Origin of the sequence: Stutzerimonas sp. Brlt_14, assembly GCF_051948915.1 — a bacterium.
In the GTDB taxonomy this organism is placed as follows: Bacteria; Pseudomonadota; Gammaproteobacteria; order Pseudomonadales; family Pseudomonadaceae; genus Stutzerimonas; species Stutzerimonas stutzeri.
Genome location: NZ_JAYJLM010000007.1, coordinates 179,691 through 194,987 on the forward strand (window position 1 = coordinate 179,691; position 15,297 = coordinate 194,987).

12 protein-coding genes are annotated in these 15,297 nt (G+C 65.1%); 5 read left to right on the plus strand and 7 right to left on the minus strand.

Annotated elements, in window-relative coordinates; genetic code table 11:
• Positions 1-28 precede the first annotated feature (28 nt).
• From VF716_RS17985 to mreB, 7 genes are all read right to left on the minus strand, one after another.
• On the minus strand, positions 29-3,829 hold the full coding sequence (locus VF716_RS17985; protein ID WP_125872851.1) for a YhdP family protein: 3,801 nt from the start codon (positions 3,827-3,829) through the stop codon (positions 29-31).
• A 49-nt stretch (positions 3,830-3,878) separates the two neighbouring features.
• Positions 3,879-5,336: a ribonuclease G gene (gene rng, locus VF716_RS17990; protein ID WP_014595940.1), complete on the minus strand. Its 1,458-nt coding sequence runs from the start codon at positions 5,334-5,336 to the stop codon at positions 3,879-3,881.
• Between the two features lie 87 nt (positions 5,337-5,423).
• Positions 5,424-6,014: a Maf family protein gene (locus VF716_RS17995; protein WP_020306511.1), complete on the minus strand. Its 591-nt coding sequence runs from the start codon at positions 6,012-6,014 to the stop codon at positions 5,424-5,426.
• Between the two features lie 98 nt (positions 6,015-6,112).
• Positions 6,113-7,261, minus strand: a complete 1,149-nt coding sequence (locus VF716_RS18000; RefSeq protein ID WP_125842214.1) for a PEGA domain-containing protein — start codon at positions 7,259-7,261, stop codon at positions 6,113-6,115.
• Positions 7,262-7,440: 179 nt separating this feature from the next.
• Positions 7,441-7,929: a rod shape-determining protein MreD gene (gene mreD / locus VF716_RS18005; RefSeq protein WP_095460656.1), complete on the minus strand. Its 489-nt coding sequence runs from the start codon at positions 7,927-7,929 to the stop codon at positions 7,441-7,443.
• On the minus strand, positions 7,926-8,897 hold the full coding sequence (gene mreC / locus VF716_RS18010) for a rod shape-determining protein MreC (RefSeq protein ID WP_013981912.1): 972 nt from the start codon (positions 8,895-8,897) through the stop codon (positions 7,926-7,928). The genes mreD and mreC overlap by 4 nt, the downstream gene beginning before the upstream one ends.
• A gap of 125 nt (positions 8,898-9,022) precedes the next feature.
• Positions 9,023-10,060: a rod shape-determining protein MreB gene (gene mreB / locus VF716_RS18015; protein ID WP_003292433.1), complete on the minus strand. Its 1,038-nt coding sequence runs from the start codon at positions 10,058-10,060 to the stop codon at positions 9,023-9,025.
• A 318-nt stretch (positions 10,061-10,378) separates the two neighbouring features.
• Between mreB and gatC the strand changes: the two genes are divergently transcribed.
• From gatC to VF716_RS18040, 5 genes are all read left to right on the plus strand, one after another.
• Entirely contained in the window at positions 10,379-10,666 is a 288-nt protein-coding gene (gatC, locus tag VF716_RS18020) for an Asp-tRNA(Asn)/Glu-tRNA(Gln) amidotransferase subunit GatC (RefSeq protein WP_011912202.1), read from the plus strand.
• 14 nt (positions 10,667-10,680) lie between these two features.
• Entirely contained in the window at positions 10,681-12,132 is a 1,452-nt protein-coding gene (gene gatA, locus VF716_RS18025; protein WP_045159307.1) for an Asp-tRNA(Asn)/Glu-tRNA(Gln) amidotransferase subunit GatA, read from the plus strand.
• A gap of 13 nt (positions 12,133-12,145) precedes the next feature.
• Positions 12,146-13,591, plus strand: coding sequence for an Asp-tRNA(Asn)/Glu-tRNA(Gln) amidotransferase subunit GatB (gatB, locus tag VF716_RS18030; RefSeq protein WP_020306519.1), 1,446 nt, complete (start codon positions 12,146-12,148; stop codon positions 13,589-13,591).
• 138 nt (positions 13,592-13,729) lie between these two features.
• Positions 13,730-14,131 carry a septal ring lytic transglycosylase RlpA family protein gene (locus VF716_RS18035; RefSeq protein WP_013981909.1) on the plus strand — a complete coding sequence of 134 codons (402 nt, stop codon included), beginning with the start codon at positions 13,730-13,732 and terminating at the stop codon, positions 14,129-14,131.
• Between the two features lie 70 nt (positions 14,132-14,201).
• The gene (locus tag VF716_RS18040; protein ID WP_011912198.1) at positions 14,202-15,287 is read left to right on the plus strand and encodes a calcium/sodium antiporter; all 1,086 of its coding nucleotides are present in this window, start codon (positions 14,202-14,204) and stop codon (positions 15,285-15,287) included.
• Positions 15,288-15,297: the final 10 nt, after the last annotated feature.

Here is a 15,297-nt window from a genome sequence, read left to right on the forward strand (position 1 = left end):
GAGTTGCGAAGCCCGCTGCGAACCCGGCTCAGTTGGGCTTCTCGAAAGGTTTGTCGAAACTGATCTTCGGCGACTGCCACGGCCCCTTGACGTCGTACTGCACACTGGCGAAGCGCGCGACGCGATCCCCCAGCAGCTTGTCGGCCACGAACAGCGCGCCGCCGATCGCTGGCGCACCGACGATCAGCGCCGCCAGCGGCAGGTTGTTGCTGATCGGCAACGTAACCAGCAGCTTGGCGTCGATCTCGTCGCGCGCCATGTCGAGCGTGCCATCCAGCTCCAGATTGCTCGACGGGCCGCTCACGGTGATCGGTTCGCGGGTAGTGAAAACGCCAGCATCGGCCTGCAGGCTGCCGTCCAGCCGGTCATAGCTGAGGCCCTTGCCGAACAGATCGGAGAAATCCAGCCGTAGCCGGCGGCCGATGGAGTTGAAATTCAGCACGCCGAACACCCGCAGCGCCTGCGCGCTGCCGTCCACCTCGACGAACTGCCCCTTGCGCAGTCGGGGCTGCATGCTGCCGGAATAGCGCGCCATGGCGAACCAGGCTGGCGAGCCCGGCCAGCGCCCGTCGGCATCCAGGCGGAAGCTTTCGCTGGTCACCGAGGGCGCAAAGCCCCAGGCCAGCAGCACGTCGGCCAGGTTGCCGCCTTCCAGCCGACCCTTGTACCAGCTCTGCCCGGCGCCCCAACCTCCGTTTCCGCTGATCCTCAACCCCTTGAGCTGCAACGCGAGATCGCGAAACTCCACACCAGTGCCGACTGGGCGCAGCTTGAGCGCCCAGGCGCCGAGTAGATCGTCACCAAGGGAAACCCGCTCGATGGCCAGGTCCATCGCCGGCAGGCTTTGCGGATCCACGTCGGCCAGGGGATCCGACCGCGCACTGGCGGCTTCGCCAGGCTCTGCCGCCGGCAGGCGCAGGTGGGTCAGGTTGGCTACGATGATGCCGTCATCGGCGTCCGGCAGACGCACCGTGCCGCCGACGAGGGAACTGCGCAGGCCGAGGGACCAGGCAGCAGAACCGCGTTGCAAGTCGATGCTCAGCCTGTCGATACGGGTGCCGAAGCCCTCGAAACGATCGATATCGACCTGCACCTGCCGCAGCAGCGAGCCGGTCGTCTGCTGCGGGTCGCCCTTGCCATGCTGATCAAGCACGGCACGCCAGGCATTCCAGTCCAGCTCCGGCAGGCGCCCCTTGACGTACAGCCCGGGTCGCCCCGGTAGATTCGCCGCGCCGCCACCCAGGCGCAGCTCGCCGCGTCCCTGCGCCCAGGCATCAGGGGGCGCGACGAAGACCAGCGCGGCCAACTCGTCATGCCGTATGGAATAGCGTCGCTCCGCACCCTGCAGGGACATGCGCAATGTGCTGTCGCGCCGCACGCCGGCAGCCTTGCCGAACGGCGCCGGGAGGTCGATGCGCAGGCCCTGGAGCGACGAGTCGATCTGCAACTGGCTGCTTTCGGCCGCCAGCTCCAGGCGCAACTGATAGGGCAGTTCGCCGCTGGCCGGCACCGGCTGCTTGACGTCTAGCCATTCCAGCAGCGGTTTGAGTGCCACGCTGCCCCGCGCCTCGATGCGCGAGGCCGGCTTGCCGACCGAACCGGTCGCAACCGCCTTGCCGTTGACGGCGCGCCCGAACAGCCGTGCCTGAATCTCGTCGGCGCTCAGCCCACGCGCGGTGTCGTAGCGAAATCGGCCGCTGAGCCGCTCGAACGCCAGCGCTGGGTCCTTGATCTGTAGCGCCGCATCGCTGCTGGCAAAATCCACGACGACCCGTGGCGTGCCCTTGCCCAATGGAATCTGCAAATCGAGCACACCATCCAGTTCGCCCTGCCCTTGCCAGCCGGCGAAGGTCTCGCCGGTCCCGATAGGTGCCTCCTGCAGCAGGCGCAGCGCATCTGGCAGGCTGCTGCTGACCTGCCCCTTGATCGCCAATTGCGGCACCTGCCCGCTGCCGACATGAGCCACTTCCGCCGTCACGTCATGCACGCGACTGTCGAGAATCCGCCCTTCGGCAAGGCGCACACGGACGCCGCTGTCTTCCACCAGGACCTCGCCGCGCCCCTGCTGCAGGGCCGGCCAGCCCGGCTGGAAGGCCAGCTCGGCGTCACGCACCTTGAAGTACAGGCTGATGCTGCGAGCACTGTCGGGGGCACCTTTGTTCAACGCACCCTGATACTGGAAGTAGCCCTGCTCGACGGTGCCCGCGCGAATCGCATCCTTGAGCCAATCGACCAGCGCCGGGCTCAACGCCGGCGATTTCGTCGGCAGGTACTTCTCAGTGTAACGTGCATCACCCTCGCTGAGGCCGACGCGCAGGTCCATGTAATCCTCGACTTCGGGATCGCGCGCGAGGCGAATCAGGAAATCTCCGGCGATCCTGCCCTCCTCTCCGTCGACGCGCAGATAGGGGGCGGCGAGGGTGAAAGCCTGCTCATCCAGCGTCCAGGTCAGCCGGCCGGCGCCGTGCCGATAGCGCCAGGGTTCAGGATAAAGAGGCGCCAGATGCAGGCTGAAATCATCGCTGTCCAGGCGTAGCTCACCGCTGGCCAGGTCACCCTGGATGCTGCCGCTGCCATTGCCTACTGCGGGAATCCAGTTCTGCGCGCTGAAGCTGATCCGCTCCAGGTTGGCCGCAAAGCGCAGTCGCTGCGGCGAATCCAGCTGGGGGTAGAAGTCCGCGCGCAGATTGCGCAGCGTTCCGCTGGGCTGCAGCGCACCCAGCGTTTCCACCGCCGTCTCGGGCAGTGGCGCCAGCGCACGCGCAAGGTTGGCGATCGGCGCGACGTTCAGCCGATCGGCCTGCAGCCGCCAGTGCTGCTCGGCCCGACTCTCCTGCAGCAGCAGCCGCGCGTCGCCCCAGCGCTCGCCTTCAAGGTCGAAAGCCAGGCGGTCGAGCAGCAGCCGATAACCCTGCTCGGTCAGGTCGACATAGGCGTCGACCGCCAGATCCTCCAGCTGGACCGGCGGATGCTCGGCATAGGCGGCACGCAGCCGCGGCGCGTTCAACCGCAGCACGGCACGCTCGAGCTGCTGCGCCTTCCAGCGCAGCCAGAGCTCTCCCCCCAGCTGCGCCGTCTGCAGTTGCCAAGCGCCGGTCAATCGGCCTGGCAACCAGGCGGCCCAGTCGCTTTGCGGCAGGCTCAGATACAGCTGCGCCTCAGCCTGCGCCCAGCGCTGCGGCTGCACGCGCGCGTTCAGGCGCAGGGCCAGCGGCTGGCCATCCGGCAGCACACTGCGCCCGTCCAGTCGCAAGCGATTGCCATCGGTGCGTAGCGAAAGGTCCGTGTAGCTAAGGGTCAGCGGTGAATCACCGAAGGGCTCCAGGGTGATCTGGCTGTCGAGCAACGCCAGGCCACGAATATGCTGGAGCGCCTCGAGTATTTTCTGCGGATCGGGCGGCGTCGCATCGTCGCGCTCTGGCAGGCCCTTGACCTGCCATTTGCCATCTTCGCTCTCTAGCACAGACACGTGCACGCCGCTGAATTCCAGCGAACTCAGCCGCCATGAGCGTGCCCAGAGGCTGCCGGCCAGATCGGGCACGACGGCGATGCGATCCAGACGCATCGCACTGTCGCCCTCACCCAGCAGCACGTCATGCACCAGCAGGCGCGGCGCAAGACCTTCCCAACGCCCTTCCAGACGCCCCACTGTCACCGGCATATCGAGGGCGGTGCGCACCCTTTCCTGCAGTTCCGTGCGGTATTCGGCAACCAGCGGCACCAGCTGCCGACCCAGGCTGACATAAAGCGCAGCCAGAATCAGGCCGAACGCGGCCACCCAGAACAACTGGCGCGACAGCGTGACGAGAAAGGCGGCGAGGCGGTTCATGCCGATGCGCTCCGGTTATCCCGGCCCTGGCGGTCTGGTGTACCTCTGTTCAGAGCAGCACCACGTCGTACTGTTCCTGGGAATACATGCTTTCCACCTGGAACTTGATGGAGCGGCCGATGAAAGCCTCGAGATCGGCGACATTGCCCGACTCCTCGTCCAGCAGGCGATCGATCACCTTCTGGTTGGCGAGCACCCGATAACCCTCGGCCTGGTAGGCGCGGGCCTCTCGCAGGATTTCGCGGAAGATCTCGTAGCAGACCGTCTCCGGCGTCTTCAGCTTGCCGCGACCCTGGCAGCACATGCATGGCTCGCAGAGCACCTGTTCGAGACTTTCGCGGGTACGCTTGCGGGTCATCTGCACCAGGCCGAGCTCGGTGATGCCGATGATGTTGGTCTTGGCGTGGTCGCGCTCCAGCTGCTTCTCCAGGGTGCGCAGCACCTGCCGGCGATGCTCCTCGTCCTCCATGTCGATGAAGTCGATGATGATGATCCCACCCAGGTTGCGCAGCCGCAGCTGGCGGGCGATTGCAGTGGCCGACTCGAGGTTGGTCTTGAAGATGGTTTCCTCGAGGGTGCGGTGACCTACGAAGGCGCCGGTGTTGACGTCGATGGTGGTCATCGCTTCGGCGGGGTCGATGATCAGGTAGCCGCCGGACTTGAGCATCACCTTGCGCTCCAGCGCCTTCTGAATCTCGTCCTCGACGCCATAGAGATCGAAGATCGGGCGTTCACCGGGGTAATGCTCGAGTCGGTCACCCAGTTCGGGCATCAGTTCGCCGACGAACTGGCTGACCTTCTGGAAGTTCTCCCGCGAGTCGATGCGGATCTTCTCGATCCGCGGATTGACCAGGTCGCGCAGGGTGCGCATAGCCAACGACAGGTCCTCGTAGATCACCGTCGGGGCGGCGGCGGTCTTGATCTGGCCCGCGATCTGCTCCCAGAGTCGGCGCAGGTAGCGGATATCCATGAGGATTTCGTCGCGGCCCGCACCCTCGGCGGCGGTGCGCAGAATGAAGCCGCCGGCCTCCTGGATGCCTTCGGCCGCCACGCATTCGGCAACCACCTGCTTGAGCCGTTCGCGCTCGGCTTCGTCCTCGATGCGCAGGGAAATGCCGACATGGCTGGTGCGCGGCATGTAGACCAGATAGCGCGACGGGATCGACAGCTGGGTGGTCAGGCGCGCGCCCTTGGTGCCGATCGGGTCCTTGGTGACCTGGACCACCAGGCTCTGCCCCTCGTGTACCAGCGCATTGATCGGCTCGACCGCGTTGCCTTCGCGCGCGGAAATCTCCGAGGCGTGGATGAACGCCGCGCGGTCCAGACCAATATCGACGAAGGCGGCCTGCATGCCGGGCAGCACCCGCACCACCTTGCCTTTGTAGATATTGCCGACGATGCCACGGCGTTGCGTGCGCTCGACATGCACCTCCTGCAGCACACCGTTTTCCACCACCGCCACCCGCGATTCCATGGGGGTGATGTTCATCAGGATTTCTTCGCTCATTGTTGTTCTCGGCGGTGGCTTGATGGGCAGCTCTGGCTGCGGGTCCTGGGTGATTCTAACCGGCCTGCGGGCCGAAGCCGCAAGGCTCTAGCGTGAGGCTTTGGTCCAACGCGCCAGGCCGAACGCATCGAGCAGCTGCGCGGTTTCGCACAATGGCAGGCCGACCACCGCCGAGTAGCTGCCATGCAGTTGACTGACGAATACCGCCCCCCAACCCTGAATGGCGTAGCCACCCGCCTTGTCCAACGGTTCGCCGCTGGCCCAGTAGCGTTCGGCCTCGTCATCGCTGATGGTGCGGAAGGTCACTTCGCTGATCACGGTGCGCACTTCGCAAGCCTCGCGGCTGGCCAGGGCCACTGCCGTCATGACCCGGTGGGTACGCCCGGACAGGGCCGCGAGCATGGCCAGACCATCGGCACGATCGACCGGCTTGCCCAGAATGTGCTGATCGAGCACCACGCTGGTGTCGGCGCCCAGCACGCAGCCCTGGTCATCGCCCAGGTTCGCCAGTCCGGTCAATGCTTTGTCTCTCGCGACGCGCTCGACGTAGGCCTCAGGGGTTTCGGTCGGTGATGGCGTCTCGTCGACGGATACGCTGAGCAGGGAAAACGGAACGCCGATCTGCGCGAGCAGCTCGCGGCGACGGGGTGATGCCGAGGCAAGAAACAAAGCGCCCATGGCGGGTCCTCAACGATAAATAAGCGACAGCGTCGCATATCCGGGTACGTCGAGGAAGGCGCAGAGGCCGGCGTAAAGGCTACGCCGGCCGGGATGACTCAGAACCGGAAGTTGACCACTTGGTTGCCCTTGAGCGACAGCGTGCGCTTCTGGGTCGTGCCACCGGAAGTGATCTGAATATCGTAGATGCCTCCGTCGAGCATCAGCGAGACCGGCGTTGCGCCATGGTCCTGATCATTGATGCGCACCCGATCGTCGTACTTGTTGCTGCGTACGATCAGCGAATACATCTTGCTGTCGCACTGTTCGAACGGCACGTCGAGGATGGCGCAGGGCATCATCTGCTTGGCGCTGATGGTGGCCTCGACATTCATCAGGGCCTGAACGGTACCGTCCAGGCTCATGCTCGCCTGAGCGAACTCGGTACGGGTGCGGTAGCGATACCAGCTGGGATCCATCCTCAGCTCGGTAACCTGCTCGCGAATGTCGTCGGCCAGGACGCGCTGGTAGTTCTCCAGCACCCACTGCGACATCTGACCATCGTTGCGGTGCTCGGCGAGGCACGCGGCCAGGCTCTTGCTGGCCGAGCAACGGAAGGACACCGGCTGTTCGAAGCGGATGGTCTTGTCCAGCTTGCGCGCGATGCTCTGAATCTTCTTGCTGTTGCGCTCACGGATTTCAGCCGCCAGTTGCGACTTGAGGCGTTCGACGTCGCGCGCGGCGAGAGAAAACTTCAGGTGCTGGCTGCCCAGGTCCTTTTCCAGCGCCTCGACACGCCCGGAAATGGCCGCCACAGCCTCTGCATTGCGCTTGTGCTCGTCGAGCAGCTCGTCGAGGCGCTTGCGCTCGGCGCTCTGCCCGAGAAACTCGTCTACCTCCATGCGAATCAGCTTCTTGCTGTTCGCCATTTGCAATTGCGCAGCCGCCAGTTCGCTCTTCTCGGTGCGAAGGGCGTCTTCGAGCTTCTGTTTTTCGAGAAGGATGGCGTCGAGTTCGGCGATCTTGCTGCTCAGCTGCTCAGCACGCGGCGATTCGGCGGAGGCTTCAACGGCGGAGGTACCGCCCGCAGCAGGAGATTCGGGTGCCGCCGGGGTGGATAGCTGTGATGCCTGCGGGGCAGCGTCGGCCTGGGTGTAGCTGCTGTTCATGCCCAGCGCCAGCAACGCTCCGACTGCGCTGATTGCCAGCAGAACGCGCGGAGCGCGAGTGCCTTCGGCCTTGGAAAAAATCGAAATGCCAGCTTCCATACTCGTCGCCCGTGCTGTTGTGCTTGTCGTGGTCTGAAGCGGAACAGGTGATGGCTGAACGCCATCCCGGCGCGGATGATTTCAGAAATGCCATACATCATCAAGGCACGGCCCGTGCCGAGCGACACAAACCCACACAAAACAGCAGACTTTTGACCGGATGCGCAGCGCGCGGAGGATCAATAAACGGCAAAACGCTGGCGCATTCCCTGCAACGCCACGAAGACCCATGGCCAGAGCAGCGCGCTGATGGGCACCGGCACCAGGAACAGCAAGGTCGGCGGACGATTGCCGGTCAGCGTGTTGAGCCAGAGCTGGACCAGCTGCGCGAGGCCAAGCACGACCAGCAGCACCATGCTCTGCTGCCACAGGGGAAACATGCGCAGACGCTGCTGCAGGCTCAGCACCAGAAAGGCGATGAGAATCAGCGGCAACGCGCTCTGGCCGAACAGGGTGCCGGCGAGCACGTCCTGCGCCAGCCCGAAGCAGAAGGCTGCACCCAGGCCGCCGCGATGCGGCAACGTCAGCGACCAGAAGGCAATCGCCAGGCCCAGCCACAACGGCCGGGCGATTTCCGCACTGCCGGGCATCGGCGCGACGCTGAGCAGCAATGCGAGCGTCAGACTGAACCAGATGACCCAACCGTTGTTCGGACGCCCACTGATCATTGTCCCGCCTCCTGGGCTGGTGCCGCCGGCGCGGCACCGGCGGCCGGTTGTGCGCCTTCGGCAGCGCTGCCGGACTCGCCAGGCGCCTGGCTCGCCGCGGCCCCTTCGGCGGCAGCTTTCTGATCGGCGTCGGCCTGCGCTTCGGCGGCAGCGGCCGCGCGCTCTTCGGGTGTCCGCGAATCACTGAAGACCAGCATCAGGTAGCGGCTACGATTGAGCATCGCCGTCGGCACCGCACGCACGATGGCGAAGGGCTGACCGGAACCGTGCACCACCTCGGTCACCTGCGCCACCGGGTAACCGCTGGGAAAACGCTGCCCGAGCCCGGAGCTGACCAACAGGTCGCCGGCCTTGATGTCGGCGGTCTCGGCCACGTGGCGCAGCTCGAGGTAGTCGGGGTTGCCGGTTCCCACCGCAATGGCGCGCAGGCCGTTGCGGTTGACCTGGACCGGAATGCTGTGGGTGACGTCGGTCAGCAGCAGGACCCGCGCGGCGTACGGCAGCACTTCGACCACCTGCCCCATCAGGCCGCTGGCATCGAGCACCGGCTGCCCCATGAACACGCCGTCCTTCTCGCCCTTGTCGATCAGGATGCGGTGGGTGAAGGGGTTGGGGTCCAGGCCAATCAACTCGGCAACCAGCACTCGGTCGTCGACCAGCGCCGAGGAGTTGAGCAGCTCGCGCAAGCGCACGTTCTGTTCGGTGAGCGTGGCCAGCTTCTGCAGCCGCCGCTGCATCAGCAGCGCCTCGGCCTTGAGCCGCTCGTTCTCTGCCATCAGGCTGTTGCTGGTGGCTATCTGGGCCGTTGCCCCGCGCCAGATACGCACCGGCATATCGGCGACCCAGTAGAATGGCGTCAGCACCAAGCCCATCTGGCTGCGGACGGTCTTCAGCGCGTCGAAGCGGGCATCCACCACCATCAGCACGACACAAAGCACGACGAACACCAACAGGCGTACGCCGAGCATGGGTCCTTTGGCAAATAGCGGCTTGATCGCGACTACCTCTTGGCTGATGGCTGGGGCTAAACGCGACAAGCCGAAAGCCGGCGCAACCGGAGCTTTCGGCTTGTCATGAGCGACGAGGCGCTAACTCACTCAGTGGACAGCAGGTCCATGGCGTGACGATCCATCATTTCCAGCGCACGACCGCCGCCACGGGCAACGCAGGTCAGCGGCTCTTCGGCAACGATCACCGGCAGACCGGTTTCCTGGGCCAGCAGCTTGTCCAGATCACGCAGCAGCGCGCCGCCACCGGTCAGTACCAGACCGCGCTCGGCGATATCGGAGGCCAGTTCCGGCGGCGACTGCTCCAGGGCACTCTTGACCGCCTGAACGATGGTCGCCAGGGACTCCTGCAGGGCCTCGAGCACCTCGTTGGAGTTCAGCGTGAAGCTACGCGGCACGCCCTCGGCCAGGTTGCGGCCACGCACGTCCACTTCACGCAACTCGCCGCCCGGGAAGGCGGTACCGATTTCCTGCTTGATGCGCTCGGCGGTCGATTCGCCGATCAGGCTGCCGTAGTTGCGCCGCACGTAGGTCACGATGGATTCGTCGAAGCGATCGCCACCGACCCGCACGGATTCGGCGTAGACCACGCCGTTGAGGGAGATCAGCGCGATCTCGGTGGTGCCGCCGCCGATGTCCACGACCATCGAGCCACGCGCCTCGTCCACCGGCAGGCCGGCGCCGATGGCTGCGGCCATGGGTTCTTCGATCAGGAACACTTCCCGCGCACCGGCACCGAGAGCCGACTCGCGGATCGCGCGACGCTCGACCTGGGTCGACTTGCAGGGTACGCAGATCAGCACACGTGGGCTGGGCTGCAGAAAACTGTTCTCGTGCACCTTGTTGATGAAGTACTGCAGCATCTTTTCGCAAACGCTGAAGTCGGCAATCACACCATCCTTCATCGGGCGGATCGCATTGATGTTGCCCGGGGTACGGCCCAGCATGCGCTTGGCCTCGGTGCCTACGGCGACGACGCTTTTCTGGTTGCCGTGGCTACGGATGGCGACCACCGACGGCTCGTCGAGAACGATACCGCGATCGCGCACATAAATAAGGGTATTGGCAGTGCCCAGGTCGATCGACAGATCACTGGAAAACATGCCACGCAGTTTCTTGAACATGGGAAAAGGGCCCTGGGGCAAACGCGTGGGGAAAAAAGTGCCGCAAACTCTAACAATGGTGCGAACTTAGGGCAAGGCGCGAGTCCGCCCGCGTAGCGCCAGACGTGAGCCATTACGCGCTAGGCCGCAACATGGCACCACAAGGGGCGCGCATTGGCCGCAGTGCCCTGCGCACGCTACCGATAAGCGCCTGGGGCATGTAAGATTGACGGCTTTTCCGGGCCCGAAAGCCCATTGCTGCGGCCAAACCCGCGCCGCCACGCGCCCCGTCAATCGACGGAAGGTGCAGCCCGATTCGCTTTCCGCTGGAGATACCCGATGGCGCTTGAACGCACCGAGGTGGAAAAGATCGCTCACCTGGCCCGCCTGGGCCTGTCTGAAGCCGACCTGCCCCGCACCACCGAGACCCTCAACAATATCCTCGGCCTGATCGACCGCATGCAGGCGGTCGACACCACCGGCATCGAGCCTCTGGCTCACCCGCTGGAAACCACCCAGCGCCTGCGCGCCGACGTGGTCACCGAACGCAATCAGCGCGACGCCTACCAGGCCATCGCACCGGCCGTGGAAGAAGGCCTGTATCTGGTTCCCCGGGTGATCGAGTGATGAAGGACACCGCCATGCACAACCTGACGCTCGCCGAGATTGCCCGCAACCTCGCGGAGAAGCGCTTTTCTGCCGAAGAGCTGACACGCACCCTGCTGGCGCGCATCGAACAGCTCGACCCGCAACTGAACAGCTTCATCAGCGTCACCGATGAACTCGCCATCGCCCAGGCGAAGGCCGCCGATGCGCGTCGCGCCGCCGGCGAGAACGGTGCGCTGCTCGGTGCGCCAATCGGTCACAAGGACCTGTTCTGCACCCAGGGTATTCGCACCAGCTGCGGCTCGAGGATCCTCGACAGCTTCAAGGCGCCCTACGACGCCACCGTGGTGGAACGCCTCGCCGCCGCCGGCACGGTCACGCTCGGCAAGCTGAACATGGACGAATTCGCCATGGGCTCGGCCAACGAGTCGAGCTACTACGGCCCGGTGAAGAACCCCTGGGACCTGTCCCGCGTACCGGGCGGTTCCTCCGGCGGTTCCGCAGCGGCCATTGCGGCACGTCTGCTGCCAGCTGCCACCGGAACCGACACTGGCGGTTCGATCCGCCAGCCGGCTGCGCTGACCAACCTCACCGGTCTCAAGCCCACCTACGGCCGCGTCTCGCGCTGGGGCATGGTGGCCTACGCCTCGAGCCTCGACCAGGGCGGCCCGATGGCGCGCACCGCTGAAGACTGCGCGCTGCTGCTCTCGGCCATGGCCGGCTTCGACCCGAAGGACTCGACCAGCGTCGAGCAGCCGCTGGATGACTACCTCGCCGCCCTTAGCCAGCCGCTCGCCGGCCTGCGCATCGGTCTGCCGAAGGAGTACTTCGGTGCCGGCCTCGACCCGAAGATCGCCGATGCCGTCATGGCGTCCGTCGAGGAGCTGAAGAAGCTCGGCGCCACGGTCAAGGACATCAGCCTGCCGAACATGCAGCATGCGATTCCTTCCTATTATGTGATCGCGCCGGCCGAGGCCTCTTCCAACCTCTCGCGCTTCGACGGCGTGCGCTTCGGCTATCGTTGCGAGAATCCGGTCGATCTGACCGACCTCTACAAGCGCTCGCGCGCCGAAGGCTTCGGCGACGAAGTCAAGCGGCGCATCATGGTCGGCACCTATGCGCTGTCGGCCGGCTACTACGATGCGTACTACCTCAAGGCCCAGAAGATCCGCCGCCTGATCAAGCAGGACTTCGTCGCAGCCTTCGAGCAGGTCGACCTGATCCTCGGCCCGACCACGCCGAACCTGGCCTGGAAGCTGGGCGAGAAGAACGCCGATCCGGTTTCTGCCTATCTGGAAGACATCTACACCATCACCGCCAATCTCGCGGGCATACCGGGCTTGTCGATGCCGGCCGGCTTCATCGACGGCCTGCCGGTGGGCGTGCAGCTGCTCGCCCCGTACTTCCAGGAGGCGCGCCTGCTCAACGTGGCGCACCAGTATCAGCAGGTCAGCGACTGGCACCTGCGCGCCCCGGCCGGATTCTGAGGAGATCGAACAGATGCAATGGGAAACCGTGATCGGGCTGGAAATCCACGCACAGCTCAGCACCCAGTCGAAGATCTTTTCCGGCAGCGCCACCACCTTCGGCGCCGAGCCCAACACCCAGGCCAGCCTGGTCGACCTCGGCATGCCCGGCACCCTGCCGGTGCTCAACGCCGAAGCCGTGCGCATGGCCTGCAAGTTCGGTCTGGCCATCGATGCCGAGATCGCCGAGAAGAACGTCTTCGCGCGCAAGAACTACTTCTACCCCGACCTGCCCAAGGGCTATCAGACCAGCCAGATGGATCATCCCATCGTTGGCAAGGGCCACCTGGACATCACCCTGGAAGACGGCAGCACACGTCGCATCGGCATCACCCGTGCGCACCTGGAAGAGGATGCCGGCAAGAGCCTGCATGAAGACTTCCATGGCATGAGCGGCATCGACCTGAACCGTGCCGGCACGCCGCTCCTGGAGATCGTCTCGGAGCCGGACATCCGCAGCGCCAAGGAGGCCGTCGCCTACGTCAAGGCGATCCATGCGCTGGTGCGCTACCTGGGCATCTGCGACGGCAACATGGCCGAAGGTTCGCTGCGCTGCGACTGCAACGTTTCCGTGCGACCCAAGGGCCAGGCGGAGTTCGGCACCCGCGCCGAGATCAAGAACGTCAACTCCTTCCGCTTCATCGAAAAGGCGATCAACCACGAGGTGCAGCGTCAGATCGAGCTGATCGAGGACGGCGGCAAGGTGGTGCAGGAGACCCGCCTGTACGACCCGAACAAGGACGAGACGCGCTCCATGCGCAGCAAGGAAGAAGCCAACGACTACCGCTACTTCCCCTGCCCAGACCTGCTCCCGGTGGTGATCGAGCAGAGCTTCCTCGATGAAGTGCGCGCCAGCCTGCCCGAGCTGCCTGGCCAGAAGCGCGAGCGCTTCGAGCGCGAGTTCGGTCTGTCCACCTATGATGCCAGCGTGCTCTCGGCCAGCCGCGAGATGGCCGACTACTTCGAACAGGTCAACGCCACCTGCGGCGATGCCAAGCTCGCCGCCAACTGGGTGATGGGCGAGCTGTCCAGCCTGCTCAACAAGGAAGGCCTGGACATCGAGCAGTCGCCGGTTTCCGCCGAGCACCTGGGCGGCATGATCCTGCGCATCAAGGACGACACCATCAGCGGCAAGATCGCCAAGATGGTCTTCGAAGCCATGGCTGCCGGCGAAGGTTCGGCAGACGAGATCATCGAGAAGAAGGGCCTCAAGCAGGTCACCGACTCCGGCGCCATCGAAGCCATGCTGGACGAAGTGCTGGCGGCCAACGCCGAGCAGGTCGAACAGTACCGCGCCAGCGACGAAGCCAAGCGCGGCAAGATGTTCGGCTTCTTCGTCGGCCAGGCGATGAAGGCTTCCAAAGGCAAGGCCAACCCCGGTCAGGTGAACCAACTGCTGAAGAAGAAACTCGAAGGCTAAGCTGAGCGAAGCGACGCCACGGTTGCAGCCCCTGCAGCCGTGGCGTCGCCGCATCGAGCCCTCGGCGCTGCCCGAACTTCGCCATGCCTGCCGCGGGCTTTCGCCGTTCGAGCGATCGACCCAACGGAAGGATTCCCCATGCGACTGACTCGCTTCACTGCCCTGCTGGTTCTGGCCCTGCTGGCCAGCGGCTGCGCCGAGCGTCAACCGACGCAACCACCGCAGGCATCGCCCCCGACACAGGAACGCTTCACCCAGAGCGGCAAGGCCTCCTATTACGCGCGCATGCATCATGGACAGCGCACGGCCAATGGCGAGACCCATGATCAGAATGCACTGGTCGCCGCCCATCGCAGCCTGCCGTTCGGCACGCGCGTGCGAGTGACCAACCAGCAGAACGGCAAGCAGGTAGTCGTGCGCATCAACGACCGCGGACCGTTCCGTCGTGGCCGCATCATCGATGTCTCCCGCGCCGCGGCTGCGCAACTGGACATGCTGGACCGCGGCGTGGTCCGCGTACGTATCGAAACCCTTCCATGAATGAGCCGATTTCGCCCCTGAACCCGATGACGACCACAGAATCCATTTTTGCCCCCACCGGAGCGCATGCATGTCGCTGATCACCTTCGCCTACCTCATCGGCGGCCTGGTGCTGCTCGTTGTCGGCGCCGAAGCGCTGGTCCGCGGCGCCGCCCGACTGGCCAGCCGCTTTGGCATTCCACCGCTGATCATCGGGCTGACCGTGGTCGCCTTCGGCACCAGCGCACCGGAAACGGCGGTCAGTGTGCAGGCCTCCCTGGGCGGCAGCGGCGATATCGCCGTGGGCAACGTGATCGGCAGCAATATTGCCAATATCCTGTTGATCCTCGGCCTCTCGGCGCTCATCGCACCGCTGGTGGTGTCCCGCCAACTCATCCGGCTCGACGTGCCAGTGATGATCGGCGCCGGCCTGCTCTGCTACGCCCTGGCCTGGAACGGCAGCATCAGCCGCCTGGATGGTGCCCTGCTGCTGATCAGCCTGATCGGCTACACACTGTTTCTGGTGGCCGCCAGCAAGCGCGAGAAGGCGCCGGCCGGAGATGATGAGTTCGCCACGGAGTTCGGCCCGGACGAGAGCGACAAGCCCTTCGCCTGGGTGTTCCAGCTGTTGCTGATCCTGCTCGGCCTCGGCCTGCTGGTCGGCGGCTCGAATCTGCTGATCGAAGGCGCGGTCGGCCTGGCGCGGGCGCTGGGCCTTTCGGAGCTGGTCATCGGCCTTACGGTGGTAGCGGTCGGCACCTCGATGCCGGAGCTGGCTACCTCGGTGCTCGCGGTGATCAAGGGTGAGCGCGACATCGCGGTGGGCAATGTGGTGGGCAGCTGCATCTTCAACCTGCTGCTGGTGCTCGGGGCAGGTGCGGCGGTCGCGCCAGGCGGCCTGTCGATTTCGCCCAACGCACAGTCGTTCGACTTTCCGGTGATGCTGGCGGTATTCGTCGCCTGCCTGCCGATCTTCTTCTCCGGTTACTGCATCCGTCGCTGGGAGGGGCTGCTGTTCTTTGCCTATTACGTCGCCTACACGCTCTATCTGGTCATGTTCGCCACCGGGCTCGGCGCCATCGACCTGTTACGTGATGCAATGCTCTGGTTCGCCTTCCCCTTGACGGCCGTCACGCTTTTGGTGATCTTCCTGCGCGCTTGGCGCCACCAGCGCTGAACCCCGATCC